The sequence below is a fragment of the Pelosinus fermentans JBW45 genome (assembly GCF_000271665.2).
Lineage (GTDB): Bacteria > Bacillota > Negativicutes > DSM-13327 > DSM-13327 > Pelosinus > Pelosinus baikalensis.
Genome location: NZ_CP010978.1, coordinates 3,237,606 through 3,254,206, shown reverse-complemented (window position 1 = coordinate 3,254,206; position 16,601 = coordinate 3,237,606). Strand labels below are relative to the sequence as shown.

14 protein-coding genes are annotated in these 16,601 nt (G+C 38.1%); all 14 read left to right on the top strand.

The features are described from left to right. The first annotated feature begins 14 nt into the window (after positions 1–14). Entirely contained in the window at positions 15–1,271 is a 1,257-nt protein-coding gene (locus JBW_RS14395; RefSeq protein ID WP_007957648.1) for an NAD(P)/FAD-dependent oxidoreductase, read from the top strand. Between the two features lie 339 nt (positions 1,272–1,610). Further along, a complete protein-coding gene (locus JBW_RS14390) occupies positions 1,611–2,288 on the top strand; it encodes a response regulator (RefSeq protein WP_007957645.1) in 678 nt (225 codons plus the stop codon). A gap of 34 nt (positions 2,289–2,322) precedes the next feature. Then, positions 2,323–3,546 carry a divergent polysaccharide deacetylase family protein gene (locus JBW_RS14385; protein ID WP_007957643.1) on the top strand — a complete coding sequence of 408 codons (1,224 nt, stop codon included), beginning with the start codon at positions 2,323–2,325 and terminating at the stop codon, positions 3,544–3,546. 593 nt (positions 3,547–4,139) lie between these two features. After that, positions 4,140–4,370, top strand: coding sequence for a FeoA family protein (locus tag JBW_RS14380; RefSeq protein ID WP_007931796.1), 231 nt, complete (start codon positions 4,140–4,142; stop codon positions 4,368–4,370). 20 nt (positions 4,371–4,390) lie between these two features. Beyond that, the gene (locus JBW_RS14375; protein ID WP_007957641.1) at positions 4,391–4,603 is read left to right on the top strand and encodes a FeoA family protein; all 213 of its coding nucleotides are present in this window, start codon (positions 4,391–4,393) and stop codon (positions 4,601–4,603) included. 71 nt (positions 4,604–4,674) lie between these two features. Next, positions 4,675–7,059 carry a ferrous iron transport protein B gene (gene feoB, locus JBW_RS14370; protein WP_007957639.1) on the top strand — a complete coding sequence of 795 codons (2,385 nt, stop codon included), beginning with the start codon at positions 4,675–4,677 and terminating at the stop codon, positions 7,057–7,059. A 108-nt stretch (positions 7,060–7,167) separates the two neighbouring features. Continuing rightward, positions 7,168–7,320 carry a hypothetical protein gene (locus JBW_RS25395; RefSeq protein WP_007957637.1) on the top strand — a complete coding sequence of 51 codons (153 nt, stop codon included), beginning with the start codon at positions 7,168–7,170 and terminating at the stop codon, positions 7,318–7,320. Between the two features lie 112 nt (positions 7,321–7,432). Further along, on the top strand, positions 7,433–7,723 hold the full coding sequence (locus JBW_RS14365; RefSeq protein WP_007931788.1) for a DUF2325 domain-containing protein: 291 nt from the start codon (positions 7,433–7,435) through the stop codon (positions 7,721–7,723). Positions 7,724–7,758: 35 nt separating this feature from the next. After that, positions 7,759–8,376, top strand: a complete 618-nt coding sequence (locus tag JBW_RS14360; RefSeq protein ID WP_007957635.1) for a DUF3793 family protein — start codon at positions 7,759–7,761, stop codon at positions 8,374–8,376. A gap of 160 nt (positions 8,377–8,536) precedes the next feature. Beyond that, entirely contained in the window at positions 8,537–9,202 is a 666-nt protein-coding gene (locus JBW_RS14355; RefSeq protein ID WP_007957633.1) for a TVP38/TMEM64 family protein, read from the top strand. Between the two features lie 118 nt (positions 9,203–9,320). Next, the gene (locus JBW_RS14350) at positions 9,321–10,958 is read left to right on the top strand and encodes a putative manganese-dependent inorganic diphosphatase (protein WP_007957632.1); all 1,638 of its coding nucleotides are present in this window, start codon (positions 9,321–9,323) and stop codon (positions 10,956–10,958) included. 149 nt (positions 10,959–11,107) lie between these two features. Further along, positions 11,108–13,333: a DNA helicase PcrA gene (pcrA, locus tag JBW_RS14345; protein ID WP_007957631.1), complete on the top strand. Its 2,226-nt coding sequence runs from the start codon at positions 11,108–11,110 to the stop codon at positions 13,331–13,333. 132 nt (positions 13,334–13,465) lie between these two features. Continuing rightward, complete coding sequence (ligA, locus tag JBW_RS14340; RefSeq protein WP_007957630.1) at positions 13,466–15,502, top strand: NAD-dependent DNA ligase LigA; 2,037 nt, start codon at positions 13,466–13,468, stop codon at positions 15,500–15,502. 106 nt (positions 15,503–15,608) lie between these two features. Continuing rightward, entirely contained in the window at positions 15,609–16,562 is a 954-nt protein-coding gene (gene metA, locus JBW_RS14335; protein ID WP_007957629.1) for a homoserine O-acetyltransferase MetA, read from the top strand. Positions 16,563–16,601 lie beyond the last annotated feature (39 nt).

Here is a 16,601-nt window from a genome sequence, read left to right as displayed (position 1 = left end):
GGAGGTGTATAAATATGCAAAATGAAGCGGTGGTAAAGAAGCCGCATGTTGTAATTATTGGTGCTGGTTTCGGAGGAATTCGCACAGCAAGGGCATTAGCAAAACAAGATGTTAAAATTACCCTTATTGATAAGTATAACTATCATTTATTTCAACCCTTATTATATCAAGTGGCAACGGCGGGCTTGTCGGTGGATGACATAGCCTATCCTGTCCGAGCCATCTTTAGAGAGCAAAAGAATGTGGACTTTCGCTTAGCGGAGGTATCGGATGTGGATTTTGATAATAAAGTCGTGAGTATGAATACAGGCAACATTGCTTATGATTATCTGATAGTAGCAGTAGGTGGAATGACAAACTATTTTGGAATGAAATCTATGGAGACCAATGGCTTTGGCATGAAAACCTTAGATGAATCGGTTACTATTCGTAATCATATACTACGTATGTTTGAATTGGCTGCTCATGAAAAAGATGCTGATAAGCGTCGAGCCTTACTGACCTTTGTGATTGTAGGCGGCGGTCCTACAGGGGTAGAATCAGCTGGTGCTTTATCTGAACTTATTTATCATGTAATGATTCGAGAATATCATCATTTGAACTTTAAAGAAGTACGTATTATGTTGGTTGAAGCTTCTGACAAATTGTTAGCTACTATGCCAGAAGAGCTGCGGGAGGTTACTGTAGAAACCCTAATCCGCAAGCATGTAGAAGTGCGTATGTGTGTTCAGGTTACCGATTATGATGGAGAAAAAATGAGTCTAAAAGGTGGCGAAGTCATTCCAACCAATACTGTCGTTTGGGCAGCAGGAGTAAAAGCCAGTGCTTTGATGGATACGTTAGATGTTGAACAGGCCAGTATGCGGCGAGCTATTGTGAATGATTTCTTACAGCTGCCGAATCGCCCTGAAGTGTTTGTGATTGGTGATGCAGCTCATTATGTACAAGGGGAACGACCCTTGCCCATGATAGCGCCTGTGGCGATACAACAAGCTGATATTACAGCAAAAAATATACGAAACTTAATTCGTGGCAAAGAACTTAAGAAGTTCGTGTACAAAGATGTAGGAAATATGGCAACGATTGGTCGTAATGCAGCTGTGGTGCATATGGGGGCATTCAAAACCCATGGTTTTATTGCTTGGTCGATATGGTCTTTAGTGCATATTTTGCGTCTAATTGATTTCCGTAATCGGGCAGTTGTCTTTGTAAAATGGATGTGGGATTATCTCGTTTATGAAAGAGTAGTGCGTATCATCACTCGGCAATAATAAGCATTCAGAAAATTGCAAGTATACAAATAGAATAGAGTGTATTATAATTAATACATTGTAAGTTATAAGACTTGAACTTTTGCTTAGGGATTGAGGTAAGCATAGGACAAGTCTTTCTGTTTCGAGTGCACAAAAAAATAAATAACCCTTTTGTGTCCTTTGCGTTTTTGTGGTTTCTTTTTATTCGCTTTATCGGTTTTTTAAATGACGCGTAGCATTTTTCTTATAAGATTATAAATATAATAGGTGTTCTTTAAAAATTGTGATTATGATAGTTGCATTCATGAGAAAATATATGTACTGAGGTAAAAGTGAGCGTTGTAAAGGAGAATCAGAATGATAAAAGTCTTAATTGTAGAAGACGATCCTATGGTTGCGGAATTGAATCGGCGTTATGTTGAACGGGTAGAAGGTTTTTTGTTTTATGGTATCGTAAAAAATGGTGAGGAAGCCTTAGCGACTTTGCGGGCAAAGAATATTGACTTGGTGTTATTAGATATTTTTATGCCGAATATGAATGGATTAGAGCTATTATCTGCTATTCGTCAGCAAGAGTATAGTGTAGATGTTATTGTAGTCTCTGCCGCACGAGATAATCAAAGTATTCAAATGGCTCTTAGAAATGGGGCAGTTGATTATTTAATTAAACCTTTTGAATTTGAACGGATGCAAACGGCATTGATCAATTTTAAAAAACGTCTACAGTTAATACGAGAGGCTTCTAATTTGTCACAAAATCTTTTAGATCAGCAGATCTTTGCAAGACATTCTCAAATTGAAGGGGAGCTGCCTAAAGGATTAGATCGTAATACCATTAAGCGAGTGTGGGAACATATCCTAGAACAGAAAGATGAATTTACGGCTGAGGAAATGGCGAATTATGTAGGATTATCACCTGTTTCGATTCGAAAATATCTTAAGTATTTTCAAAGCGTGGATTTGTTACATGTGGAAATTAGCTATGGTGCTGTAGGAAGACCTGTATATCGATATCGCTGTAATCGTAACCGATAATTGAAAATGATGCATTTGAGAAGGGAGACTATATATGGCAAAAGTAAATTATAAAAGAAGTATTTGGCTAGTGATCATTATCGCGTTAGTGATGACAACTTTATATATAAAGTTCTTCCAAGATTCCAATGAGCATATTCCTCCCAAACACAATCTTGAAAAGACTGGTGCTGGAGCTGTAATCGATTTTACAGATGCGACTAAAAAAATACATATTGCTGTTGACTCGGTTTTAGCGAAGAATGGATTCTCCGTAGGAGAAACGAAGGAGATCACAAAAGAAGTTCCACGAAAAAATATTGAAGGAACCATTCGTTGGCATACAAGGCAATTGTTAATAACAGTCCCGGCAGAGGCATCAGCTGAATCGATAAAAGAGATTTTTAAATCCGCAGTACATAATGCGGATGGTCAAGTCTTTTCTTCTCAGCCGGATACTTATCAAGGAGTAGCTGTGGTTCGAATTGATATTGGTTTAAAAGATCAATTAGCAAAAGAAGATGTTACGATCATCAGTGATCGAGTATATCTGACCCAAGGGAAGCCAATTAGTCCAAAGACTACAAATAAAATAGACGCCAAAGATGATGGAAGCATCAAAGGGAAAATGGCGATCATCATAGATGACTTTGGCTATAATAAAGAATCAATTGCTGCTTTTGCTGCGTTGAATCGTCCGATTACTTTTGCTGTAATACCCTATCGTCCATTTAGTAATGAGGCTGCAGCGAAAGGTTTAAGTTCGGGGAACCAAGTTATTTTGCATTTGCCGATGGAACCATTATCACAAAGTGCACAATCGGAAGAGTTGACGGTTGCTGTCAATATGAGTGATGAAGAAATCCAAAACATGGTGAAACAAGCAATTCAATCGGTACCTGGAATCATTGGGGTTAATAATCACCAAGGATCGAGAGCTACAGCAGATCGACGGGTGATGCAGGATGTACTTGCCGTTTTGAAGGAAAATCATTTATTTTTTGTTGATAGTCGTACCAATAGTCAATCAATAGCAGCTGAGACCGCGAGGCAAATGGGAATAAAGACAGGAGAAAATGAATTATTTCTTGACAATATAGACGAGGTAGGTGCTGTTAAAGCCAAATTACGAACGGCTCAAGAGATGGCAATCAAACATGGTACAGTAACCGTTATCGGACATGCCCGGATGAATACTGCTATAGCAGTGAAGGAAATGATTCCGGAATTTGAATCTCAAGGGATACATTTGGTTTTTGTTTCTCAATTTTTGCAATGAGGAAATTCATACGAACTTTATAAGATCTGTTATAAATAACCAAAAGAAAAAAGCTTGCTAATTTAGAATGACCATGTTATTATTTAGTCAAGCACCATCCTTACAAGTGACTTAGGTAATGCAAAGAGTATCGGAATCCAGATTCCCAGTCTTAGCAGTTAGTTAGTCGGTTTGAGGTAGAGTGTTTTTTGTTTTGAAATTTCCAAGTATGTAAGGTAAGAGTTGATTTCTATATGGTAAGGTTAATAAATGAGTAGTTCGTCCTGAAAGGTTGATGTTGAGGTTTGTCTTTAAGTGAAATAGAATGTAAGGATGGTTGCTTTTTGAGAGAAGGTTAAAAACCTTCTCTCTTTATTTTTTTAGAGATATTTTTGGGTTGTGATAGAGTTAAATGAAAACGCTTATCAAAGAGGATTCTCGCTGGTAGGCGGTTTTCTTATAAACTTGGAAGAAGTTAATATTAACCACAATTTTCATGAAATTATTGGCACAAATACAATATGAATGCTTGACAGTTATACCTGATTTCAGGTAATATATATGCAAGCACGATAATGATAATTGGTATCATTTCTTGGAAAGGAGAGAACAATATGAGCAAGGTTCTGAGTGAGTTTTTGCCAGGAGAAAAGGGGACCGTTAAAAAAGTAACAGGCAATAGTATGATCAAAAGACGTATTATTGATATGGGTGTTGTAGCAGGTGCTGTAATCGAAGTGCAGAAATATGCACCTTTGGGAGATCCTATGGAAGTCAAAGTAAAAGGCTTTAATCTTTCCTTACGAAAGAAAGAGGCTGAAATGATAGAAATGGAAACGGCTTAAGTAAAGGGAGAGATTTCAACATGCCATTGGTATTTGCTAGAGTAGGTCAAAAATGTATAATTAGAAAATTTTCCTGTTCTTGTGACATACGTATGCGCATGGTGAACATGGGGCTTTTCCCCGGATGTCCCATAGAAATATTGAATTCGATGAATGGAACCCTGCTGCTGAAAGTAGGTAGTGCTAGGGTGATGTTAGAAAAATGTTTAGCTCATCAAATTCATGTGAGCTAATATATACATCTTATAGGTGATAATGAGAATTAATTCCTAATAGTTTAGTGTTGATTGAAAGGGGCATGAGGATGACAAGAAAAAAAATAACAGCTGCGTTAGTTGGTAATCCAAATTCTGGTAAAACGACGATTTTTAATAATGTGACTGGAGGACGCCAGCATGTAGGTAATTATCCTGGCGTTACGGTTGAGAAAAAAGAAGGCTATAAAAACTTAGGCGATAAAGAATTTGCAATTATAGATTTACCAGGAACTTATAGCTTAACTGCATATTCACAAGAAGAGGTTGTAACGCGTAATTTTATTGTAAATGATAAGCCCGATGTGGTAATTGATATTCTGGATGCATCTAATTTGGAAAGGAATTTGTATTTAACCATACAACTTTTAGAACTGGAACATCCTTTATTATTAGCATTAAACATGGTGGATGTAGCTGAAGATTTAGGTGTAAAAATTAATGATTCTAAACTTTCCCAGTGTTTGAATGGTGCCCCTGTTGTACGTACGATAGGTGTGCGCAATGAAGGAACCGATACAATGCTGCTGGCTGCTGCAGAAGCCAGTGACAACAAACAAAGTAATGGTTTTAAGCTTGACTATGGAAGTGATGTTGAAGAGGCGATTAAAAAGTTAGAACCTTTATTGGCAGCCTTACATAATGAAATCAAATTTCCTGTACGTTGGTTAGCTTTAAAACTGTTAGAAAATGATGCGAATATAAAACAATCTCTTGCTAAGTTATCGAACTCTGATTCTGTTATTAATGAATGTGATAAAATCAGGGTTGAATTAAGTCATAAAATAGGTGAAGATGTTGAATTGTTTGTTGCTGGTCAACGTTATCAATTTGTAGGAAAGGTATACCAACAGATTGCAGATGTCAGAGATGCACATGCGATAACAACTTCAGATAAAATCGACAAAGTTCTAACAAACCGATTGTTTGGATTGCCAATCTTTTTTGGTTTGATGTGGGTTGTTTTTAATTTAGTATTTACCATTGGTGATATCCCTTCCGGGTGGATTGAAGACGCATTTGGCAAGCTTGGCGAATTTATCGGAAATGCTATGTCAGATGGTTCTTTAAAATCCTTGGTTGTTGATGGTATCATCGGAGGTGTAGGCGGAGTTCTTACCTTCGTACCAGGCATTATACTACTGTTTTTAGCGATCTCCATATTGGAAGATACAGGATATATGGCTAGAGCAGCTTTCATTATGGATAGAATGATGCGCAAGTTCGGTTTACATGGTAAGTCCTTTATTCCTTTATTGTTAGGATTTGGTTGTAGTGTACCAGCAATTATGGGTTCTAGGATGTTAGAGAATCCTAGAGATCGAATGATTACCATATTGGTTTCCCCTCTTATGAGCTGCAGTGCAAAGTTACCGGTATATACCGTTTTAATAGCTGCTTTTTTTGATCCAAGTGTTGCTGGTAATGTATTATTTTCAATTTACATTTTAGGAATTATACTATTGATGATTATGGCGAGTATTTTTCGTAAAACCTTATTCAAAGGCGAAAGTGAACCTTTCGTTATGGAATTACCTCCATACCGTGTACCTACGCTTAAAAGTATAGTCCTTCATATGTGGGAACGCAGCTCTTTGTATTTGAAAAAAGCAGGAACGATAATTTTAGCAGCTTCTATCTTAATGTGGTTCTTGACTAATTATCCTAGTGAGGTAGAATATAGTAAAGACTATGAAGCTTTAACAGTGCAAGCTGAAGAAACATACACTCGACAAGTTAGCGAAGATGTATTAGCGCCGCTAAATATTGAAGATGTTGAACAAAATGAACAACTTACAGCTTTAGTTGGTGAAATTCAGGATGTTAATACGGAATTTGACGAGGCTACAGCAGAATTAGAAGAAGATAGTGCAGAGTATACAGAGCTTGAAACTGCAAAAACAGAAAAAATGCAACAAATTGAAACCGATAACCCAGAACTATATGCCAGTGCTGCAAAATATGTTGAGCTTACTGCTTCTTTGGAAGAAGAAAAGACTCATTTGGAAAATGAACAAACGGGTGAAAAGCTTGAAAGAAGTTATTCGGGGCAATTGGGTAAATTTGTAGAACCTGTCATACAGCCTCTTGGTTTTGACTGGCGAGTTGGTGTTAGTCTTGTTGCCGGTGTCACAGCTAAGGAAGTAGTGCTGAGTACGATGGGAACAATTTATAGCTTGGGAGAGACAGATGAAAATTCTAAATCTCTAAAACATGCACTAGCACAAGATCCTAATTTAAATCCGCTAGTCGCTTACAGTCTAATGGTATTTGTACTAATCTACTCTCCATGTTTAGCTGCTCTTGCAGTAATGAAGAGAGAAACCAATTCATGGAAATGGCCAGCATTTAGCTTGCTTTATGGGACAGCTTTGGCTTGGGTTGTGACATTTATCGTATACCAAGGTGGTAAATTATTAGGCTTTGGTAGTTAGTTTAACAATTAGTATTGGTTTGTTGGTTTGCACTAGTTCGCTTAGTGCAAACCCAAACCTTATCAATATAATCTTAGTTTAGGTGATGCTAAAAAGGAGGAATTTGAGATGGAAAACATGATACTATACAGCATTGGTGCAGTGGCATTAGGTTATTTTGCTCTAACTGTGTGGAAAAAAGTAACTGGAAAAGGAGGATCATGTTGTAGTTCAGAGAGTTGTAATGACTGCGGATGTACAGATAAGAAAGATGATAAATAGGCTAAGTGGATGAAGATAGCTTTTAGGCTAACTTTATTTTTTAAACAATTAATGAGAATGATAATCAATAACAGGTAGTCGATAATAAATAAAATGAAGAGGGGATATTAATATGTCTATTGTTGTAATTGGAGCCGATTATTTAGGAATTATTGAAAAGAATCTGTATTCGTTAGGGGTAACTAAATTGACGCATATTGATGGAAGGCGAGTCTCAAATCAAAATAAAATCAGCATCCCTAAAAAAACCCAGTTTGTATTAGTATTAACTGATTATGTGAATCATAATACTGCTAAGATGGTAAAAGCCGTTGCTAAAGCGCAGGATGTACCGTTGGTATTTGCCAAACGTTCTTGGGGGTCTGTTGAAGAAAAGTTAGTTTCTGCAGGTGTAATGAATTAATCAGCATTATTATTATTTTACAAGGTGGAATGGATATGTGTTGGAAAGAATTTTTGCAAGTTCAAGGTAGTAAGAATGATGCTGACTTTTTCTTTAAGTGGCTGGCTGTGGAATTAGCCCCTACAATTTATGGTGAAAAACCAGGTACATTGCTTAATCTAATGGATTCCTCCAAAATTTTTATGAAGACAATGTGGCTTCAATATGGTGAAGCGTTATTAGCAAATGGTAATGTGGAGTGGCTGGTACTTAAAAATGAGCCCCATAGCATGAAAATACTTTTTTATCGTGTTGATTTATTAAACAGTTATGTTAATGATGAAGAAAATCGACGCTTTTTAGAAGGATTCGGTTATCATACAAGCATGAGTTTAGAAGATCTTTTGTTATATTTTAAAGGGCGTTTTCAATCCATGTGCCCTCACGAAATGGGAATTCTATTGGGAATACCTTTAAAAGATGTTATGGGATTTATGGGCAGGGGTAAAGACGGTCATACCTGTCAGGGGATGTGGAAAGTATATGGTGATCCTGAAACCTCACTAAGTATCATGCAGCGGATGGAAGAGATGAAAAGTCAAGTTGCTGATTGGATGATGCAAGGTTACAAAGTGACTGATGTGTTGTGCGGTCCTTGTTCGCAAACTGCTTAAATCTCTTTCTCATTCCCCAGCTTAATGAAAGATATATAATAAAAGGAGTTTTTGACATAAAAAATATTTTTATCTTTACATTATAGTAAGAATAAAGTTATAATCTGTAAGTCGATATTAGGGCTTTATTCTTACTATAAATTGAGGTTTGTATTTAATAATGATGATGCTATGTGAAAAGAAATCAGCGATAAAAGCTGGTTTTTTATTGGTTTTAGTCTTTTTAGGTTTATTATTTGTACATGTTGTAGGAGTCAGTCGCCTGACGCCTGAATCGATTCGTAATGTAGTAGTATCTTTTGGTTGGTGGGGACCTGTAATGTACGTTTTTATGTATAGTATCAGACCCTTGCTTTTATTTCCTGCCATTGTCCTCACGTTGGCTGGCGGCTTGGCTTTTGGCCCTTGGTGGGGTACTTTTTATGTTGTAATTGGTGGAGTAATAGGTGCATGTTTGTGCTTTGTAATAGCTCGCTTATTAGGGCGTAAAAAAATGCAAAAATACCTAAGTAAATTTTCGCACTTACAGCTATTTGAGAGCAAGATGGCGGCTAATGGCTTTCGTACCATGCTATTTATGCGAATCGTACCTATTTTCCCTTATGATCCAGTCAGTTACTTAGCTGGATTATCTAAAATTCGCTTTCGTGACTATGTCTCGGCCACTACCCTTGGGATGATTCCTGGTGCCTTTGCCTATAATGTTTTAGGATATTCTCTTTTGGATATATTTTCTTCCACCTTTTTATTTGGAATTGCCTTGGTAGCTCTTGTTTTTTTTACTCCGTTGGCCTATCATTTACTTAATAAAAATAGAAGGGTTTGACTTTTGGGCAAGCCCTTCTATTTTTATTAATAACTTGCTATTCAATTATCAATAAATAAGGTAAAATATAAAGTGGAAAAATTGTAGCAGTATAAGAAATAGCACTGGAGGACTTATCATGACAGAACTTTCTAAACCGACTTATGTTGTCGGGCATCGCAATCCAGATACAGATTCCATATGCTCGGCAATTGGTTATGCTTATTTTCAGCAAGTTAGAGGGGTAAATGCTGTAGCGGCCAGAGTTGGAAAAATAAATAGCGAAACAAAGTTTGTTTTAGAAACGCTAGGGTTTACCCCGCCGGAACTGATTACGGATTTATATCCAAGGGTAAAGGATATTATGCAGTCAGAAGTAGTAACGGCGGGTCCTAAAGATACATTGCGGGACTTAGGACGCATTATGAGACAACATAAGGTGAAATCAGTGCCTGTTGTAGATGAAAAGCGTTTCATGACGGGCGTTGTAACCGTAGGTGATTTAGCGAATTTATATTTTGATGAATTGCAAATGCAGGATTTAAGCCAAGCAGGTGTAGATTTTGCTGGTGTGTTAAAGGCTTTAGAAGGTAAATTACTCTGTGGAGATAACTTAGAACGTAAAGTAGCAGGTAGAGTGCATATTGCAGCTGGAAGCCACAGTTTAATACAAAAATTTGTTAGTGCGAATGATATTGTATTGGTAGGGGACCGCAAGAATGCACAATTAACCTGTTTAGATTGTAGTATTTCCTGCCTGGTAGTTACAGGCAATGTTAAGGTGGATGAAGAAGTAATTCAAAAAGCAGCCGGATTAGGTATTTTGGTTATTGCATCGGCTCATGATACCTACACTTGTGCCCGTTTAATAAACCAAAGTATTCCGTTAGAAATGGTCATGCGCAAAGAAGTAATTACCTTTAAACCTACTGATTTAGTCACCGATATTAAAAAAATAGTTGCTGATACGAATTATCGAGTATATCCAGTTGTAGAAAATGGAAAATTAGTCGGAGCTATTCATCGTGATAAATTGATTGTGCAGGAGCGGACAAAAGTAATTCTTGTAGATCATAATGAAAGCGGGCAGGCTGTTGAAGGAATTGAAGAAGCCCAAATCATAGAGATCATTGACCATCACCGCTTAGGCGGCCTGCAAACGAGTGAACCGATCTTTATCCGACATGAGCCTGTTGGCTGCACGGCTACGATTGTTGCTAACATGTACTGGCATCGTAATATAACCATACCGCAAAATATTGCAGGACTATTATTAGCGGCTATTTTATCTGATACGGTTCTATTTAAATCACCAACCTGCACTGAGAAGGATCAAAGGACTGCTCGCCAACTAGCAGAACTTGCTCAATTAGATGTTTTTGAGTTTGGGATGAGTATATTAAAAGCAGGAGCTAGTATTAAGGGCATGTCAACGGCTGATATTATTGCCAATGACATTAAGGAATTTCAGATTGGCGATTATCGGATGACGATTGGACAAATATCTGTTATGGATGCTGATGAAGTTCTATCGATAAAAGAAGAATTGCAGCAGAGTATGGAAGCACTGCGTCAGAAGGAAAACTATGATATGGTTTTATTAATGGTTACAGATATTTTGAATGAAGGCACTCATTTAGTATACATTGGACAGCCTGTTAGTTTATTAAAGCAAGCCTTTGGCAGCGAGGGTAAGGATCGAGTTTTGTATCTCCCGGGTGTTATGTCGCGAAAGAAGCAGATTATTCCACCCATGTCAGAAGCCGCAAGAATATAGCTCAACGGTTTGGCTATAAATAGATTATAGAAGAGCTTAATATGCTCTATATAATCTATTTTTTTTATAATTAACAGGAACTATTGTAATTTTGCCGAATTAATTAAAGTTATTAAAAACTCAAAAGTTGTGTTACTACGGAGGAAATTATGCAAAATATTATCGCTGGCTTAAATCCCATGCAAAGGGAAGCAGTTTTACATACCAATGGACCGCTACTCATTATGGCGGGTGCAGGATCTGGTAAGACCAAGGTATTAACTTGTCGCATTGCCTATCTTTTGGAACAAGGTGTAGCACCTTATAATATTTTAGCCATCACTTTTACGAATAAAGCTGCTGCAGAAATGAAAGAGCGCGTGCATACTATGGTCGGTGCTCAATCCAAAGATATTTGGCTTAGTACGTTTCATGCTTTTTGTGCTAAATTTCTGCGTATGGAGATTAGCGGAATGGCTGGTTATAAAAGTAATTTTGTAATTTATGATACATCCGATACCCAGTCTCTCGTTAAGAGTTGTTTAAAACAATTAAATCTGGATGATAAGCAGTTTCAGCCAAGCAGTGTTCTGGCTACCATATCCAATGCCAAGAATGCCTTACAAGATGAACAGCAATTCACATCCTTATCCAGTAATTTTCATGAACAAAAAATAGCAGAGATTTACCAGTTATACCAACAGAAACTGCGTACTAACAATGCATTGGATTTTGATGATCTGCTCATGCTGTCGGTGAGACTCTTACAGAATAATGAAGAGGTTTTGGCAAAATACCAACGTAAATTCCACTATATTATGATTGATGAATACCAAGATACAAACAGGGCCCAATACTTGTTGGCAGGTATGCTGGCGGATAAGCATCGCAATCTTTGTGTTGTAGGTGATGCGGATCAGAGTATCTATGGCTGGCGGGGAGCGGATATTCGTAATATTTTAGATTTTGAAAAAGATTATCCAGAAGCCAAGATGATTACCTTAGAGCAAAATTATCGTTCGACTCAAGTGATTTTAGATGCTGCTAACGCTGTAATTGAGCACAATAGCTCCCGGAAGCCGAAGGAATTGTGGACGCAAAATCCTCAAGGTGAACTGATTACTCACTATTTAGCTCACCATGAGAAGGATGAAGCCCAGTTCATTGGGGATACTATTACTAAGCTAAATACAGTGTATCGTACGTCTTATGGTGACGTTGCAATATTATATCGCACCAATACCCAGTCTAGGGCTATTGAAGAAGCTTTCATGCAGGCTGGTATTCCTTATGTGATTGTAGGCGGGTTAAAATTTTATGATCGTAAAGAAATCAAAGATATCTTAGCTTATTTGCGGGTTATTTTTAATCCGGCAGATAGTGTCAGTCTTTTGCGAATTATCAACGTGCCCAGGAGGGGACTTGGAGATACTACGATTAGCCGCTTAACAGCTTATGCTGCAGAGAATAATATGACATTGTTTGATGTGGTGAGTAATCCTGAATTAGTACCAGGACTTACTGCAAGAGCAAAAGCTCCGTTAGAATTTTTGGCGGAACTGATTTTTAACTTAATGGCTCAAGTACATTCTTTGTCTGTTGTAGAATTAGTGAACAAAGTAATGCATGACTCTGGTTATGTAGAGGAGTTGCAAAAGAGTACGGATTTGCAAGATGAAAATAGGCTGGACAATTTAAAAGAGTTTCTAAGTGTTGCAAAGGAGTTTGCCAAGAGTGAAGGGGAAGAAACCTTAGAACGGTTCTTAGAGCAGGTTGCTTTGGTAGCTGACATTGATAATGCTGAAATATCAGAAGCCCGTGTTACACTTATGACGCTGCACTCTGCAAAAGGATTGGAATTTCCAGTTGTTTTTATGGCTGGTATGGAAGAAGGGCTTTTCCCTCATTCACGCACATTAATGAATGAAGAAGAAATTGAAGAAGAACGGCGAATTTGCTATGTAGGTATTACAAGAGCCCGCCGCAAATTATATATGACCAATGCCCGCATGCGCACCATTTATGGCAGGACGCAAATGTTTCCTTTATCCCGGTTCTTGAGCGAAATTCCGAGTGCCATGGTGGAAAAATATTCAGGCAGGCAAAATCATTATGGTTTTGCCAGTAATGGAAGTAAGGCGACCATCAATCCGCCTGCTTCGACCTCATCCGTTGTACAAAGTCCCCTGCGAGCTCCTATTATGAAAGCTCATCCTCAAAAAGGGCAAAGCAGTGGTGCTTGGAAAGTCGCTGATAAGGCTCAGCATACAAAGTGGGGAATTGGTACTGTAATTGAAGTGAAGGGGAGCGGAGACAGCCAGGAACTTAAAATTGCGTTTCCTGGCCTTGGCATCAAACTTGTCGTTGCGAATATGGCGCCGATTACCAAAGTGTAATAGAGAAGCAATAGTAAGCCTTAGGCTGCGTGTTAGAGCAGCTTGGTATAAAAAGATACTTTTATGACAATATAAGAAAGCTGCAGTCTATGCTGCAGCTTTCCTGATTCTAATTTGGGAGTGATCAAAGTCGTGGAAAAAAAGATAGATGATATACAGGAAATTCAAAACAAAATCATCCAGTTGCGTGAACAACTCCATTATCATAACTATCGTTACTATGTTCTTGATGATCCTGAAATTGGGGACCGAGAATTTGATCTGTTAATGCGTAGTTTAATCGAGCTGGAATCATCCTATCCCCAGTTGATCACGGCGGATTCTCCTACCCAGCGAGTGGGTGGTATGGTTGCAGGCGGTTTTAAGCGGGTAAATCATGCTACACCCATGCGTAGTTTAGGAAATTGCTTTTCTGCAGAGGAATTACTGGCTTTTCATAATCGAGTGCAAAGTGGTCTGGGAGAAGAGCAGGGTATTGAATATGTAGTGGAGCTAAAGATTGATGGCTTAGCAATTAATTTAACTTATGAAAATGGTCATCTAGTGAGTGGTGTTACCCGGGGCGATGGTACCCAGGGAGAAGATGTGACTACGAATATTCGAACCATTAAATCAATACCTTTAATGCTGCGTGGTGATCATGTTGGGATTCCTTCTTTTCTAGAGGTCCGTGGTGAAATATATATGCCCAGTAAGGAATTTGAGCGTTTAAATTATGAACGAGAAGAAGCAGGCGAAGCATTATTAGCAAATCCGCGTAATGCTGCTGCAGGGTCCTTGCGTCAGCTTGACCCTAAGGTGACAGCCAATCGAGCCTTAGATATCTTTGTCTACGGCGTTGGTACTTATACAGGTATTGAATTAACTACACATGGACAAGTGCTTGGATATCTCAATCAACTAGGACTAAAAATCAACCCTCATTATAAGATATTTAATCAGATCGAAGATGTGATTGCCTACTGTACGGGTTTTGCTGAAAAGCGTCATGAACTTCCTTACGAGATTGATGGGATGGTCATAAAGGTAAATGATTTAAGCAGTCAGCAAATCTTAGGTTATACAGCTAAAGATCCGAGATGGGCGATTGCTTATAAATTTCCAGCGGAGCAAGCGATTACTGTGGTAGAAGATATTTTTGTAGGGCTTGGACGGACGGGAGTATTGACGCCAACAGCAATTCTTCGCCCTGTAAGAGTAGCGGGTTCCACCATTAGCCGAGCGACCTTACATAACCAGGATTATATAGACGAAAAAGATATTCGTATTGGAGATACGGTAATTATTCATAAAGCAGGAGAAGTCATTCCGAAAGTTGTTTCAGTGGTAATGGAGAAACGTACTGGAGCACAGATCCCCTTTGTTATGCCAGAGGAATGTCCTGAATGCAAAGGCAAAGTAATAAGGCAAGAGGGGGAGTCTGCTCACAAGTGTACAAACCCCCACTGTCCTGCACTTTTTCGAGAAGGCTTGATTCACTTTGTATCTCGTGATGCTATGAATATTGATGGCTTGGGTCCAGCGGTATTAAATGCCTTAGTAGATACTGGTCTTGTTAAAGATGTGGCAGACTTGTATCAATTAGAAATGGAACAAGTCCTTACAGTACCCCGAATGGGTAAAAAGTCAGCAGAAAATCTGCTGACTGCTATTGAAAACAGCAAACAGGCAGGATTGTCCCGATTATTATTTGCTTTAGGCATTCGTCACGTTGGTGTAAAAGCTGCCGGAATCGTAGCACGGCGTTATGGTAATATGGAGGATATAAAGCAAGCTTCAGTAGAAGAACTGCTGGAGCTAGATGAAATAGGTACTAAAATTGCAGAAAGCATTGTTGCGTATTTTGCTGCTGAAGAAAATTTAGAGCTGGTTGCTAGACTTGAAACTGCTGGCTTAAACATGATAGAAGAAAAACAAACAATTACGGAAAATCAGCTTTTTTCAGGGAAAACGTTTGTATTAACAGGAACCTTAGAAAAAATGAGTCGCAATCAGGCATCTGACATCATTCAAAAATTAGGCGGTAAAGTATCCGGCTCAGTTAGTAAAAAAACGAATTATGTGGTTGCTGGCGCAGAAGCAGGCAGCAAGCTTGATAAGGCTCAGCAGTTAAGGGTAGAAGTGCTAGACGAAGAAGATTTTCTAAGAATGGTTGGGGATGGCAAATAAATTAAGAATAGTGAAAAGGAATATTAGGACTTATTGGAGAATTGCATTAGAATAAAAGTACGTAATTTGTTCCAATGATTTTTCAAGTGAAAAGGAGTCAAAGAATATGCCTATAAAAATCCCCAATAATTTGCCAGCTGTAAATATTCTTGAGAAAGAAAATATTTTTACAATGGATGAGGATCGTGCCTATGCGCAAGATATACGTCCACTTCGAATATTACTATTAAATTTGATGCCGACGAAAATTGTTACAGAGACACAATTACTCCGATTATTGGGGAATTCACCCCTACAGGTAGAATTTGATTTCATCTACACAGCAACCTATGAACCTAAAAATACACCTCATGAACATCTCGTTAAATTCTATGAAACTTTTGCTGACGTGAAAGATCGTAAGTATGATGGCATGATCATTACTGGCGCGCCAGTGGAAAAAATGCCTTATGAGGAAGTTGTCTACTGGAATGAGTTATGTGAAATTATGGATTGGAGTAGAAAGAATGTTTATTCTACCTTGCATATTTGCTGGGGAGCTCAAGCTGCTTTGTATCATTATTATGGTATTCCTAAACATGACTTACCTCAAAAATTATTTGGTGTGTTTCCTCACACCGTAAATATGAAAGAAAAAATGTTATTTCGGGGCTTTGATGAAGTTTTTTATGTTCCTCATTCCAGACATACAGATATAAAAAAAGAAGATGTGGAGAAGGTGCCCCAATTATCCATCCTGTCTGAGTCAGAAGAGGCGGGTGTTTATGCAGTCATTGACAAAACCTATCGGCATTTATTTATTACGGGTCATGCTGAATATGATGTATTAACTCTTAAAACAGAATATGATCGTGATGTGGCAGAAGGGTTGCCTATTAATATTCCAGTCAATTATTATCCTAATGATGATCCTCAAAAAACACCAATCGTGCGTTGGCGCAGTGCAGCCAATTTACTGTTTTCCAATTGGCTTAATTATTATGTATATCAAGGAACTCCTTTTGATTTGAATCGCTTAAGTGAAGATGAATTGCATGGTATTGATGGGGATGGGATTTAACTAAAATCCTTTCTACATATTTGTCCGCTGTGAACTAAT

Bases quoted from the DNA above. Each gene is read 5' to 3' on its own strand.
- JBW_RS14355 (WP_007957633.1), top strand. From the start codon at position 8,537: ATGATGATGCTATGTGAAAAGAAATCAGCGATAAAAGCTGGTTTTTTA.
- JBW_RS14380 (WP_007931796.1), top strand. From the start codon at position 4,140: ATGAGCAAGGTTCTGAGTGAGTTTTTGCCAGGAGAAAAGGGGACCGTT.
- feoB (WP_007957639.1), top strand. From the start codon at position 4,675: ATGACAAGAAAAAAAATAACAGCTGCGTTAGTTGGTAATCCAAATTCT.
- JBW_RS14360 (WP_007957635.1), top strand. From the start codon at position 7,759: ATGTGTTGGAAAGAATTTTTGCAAGTTCAAGGTAGTAAGAATGATGCT.
- JBW_RS14390 (WP_007957645.1), top strand. From the start codon at position 1,611: ATGATAAAAGTCTTAATTGTAGAAGACGATCCTATGGTTGCGGAATTG.
- JBW_RS14365 (WP_007931788.1), top strand. From the start codon at position 7,433: ATGTCTATTGTTGTAATTGGAGCCGATTATTTAGGAATTATTGAAAAG.
- JBW_RS14375 (WP_007957641.1), top strand. From the start codon at position 4,391: ATGCCATTGGTATTTGCTAGAGTAGGTCAAAAATGTATAATTAGAAAA.
- JBW_RS14350 (WP_007957632.1), top strand. From the start codon at position 9,321: ATGACAGAACTTTCTAAACCGACTTATGTTGTCGGGCATCGCAATCCA.
- JBW_RS25395 (WP_007957637.1), top strand. From the start codon at position 7,168: ATGGAAAACATGATACTATACAGCATTGGTGCAGTGGCATTAGGTTAT.
- pcrA (WP_007957631.1), top strand. From the start codon at position 11,108: ATGCAAAATATTATCGCTGGCTTAAATCCCATGCAAAGGGAAGCAGTT.
- JBW_RS14385 (WP_007957643.1), top strand. From the start codon at position 2,323: ATGGCAAAAGTAAATTATAAAAGAAGTATTTGGCTAGTGATCATTATC.
- JBW_RS14395 (WP_007957648.1), top strand. From the start codon at position 15: ATGCAAAATGAAGCGGTGGTAAAGAAGCCGCATGTTGTAATTATTGGT.
- metA (WP_007957629.1), top strand. From the start codon at position 15,609: ATGCCTATAAAAATCCCCAATAATTTGCCAGCTGTAAATATTCTTGAG.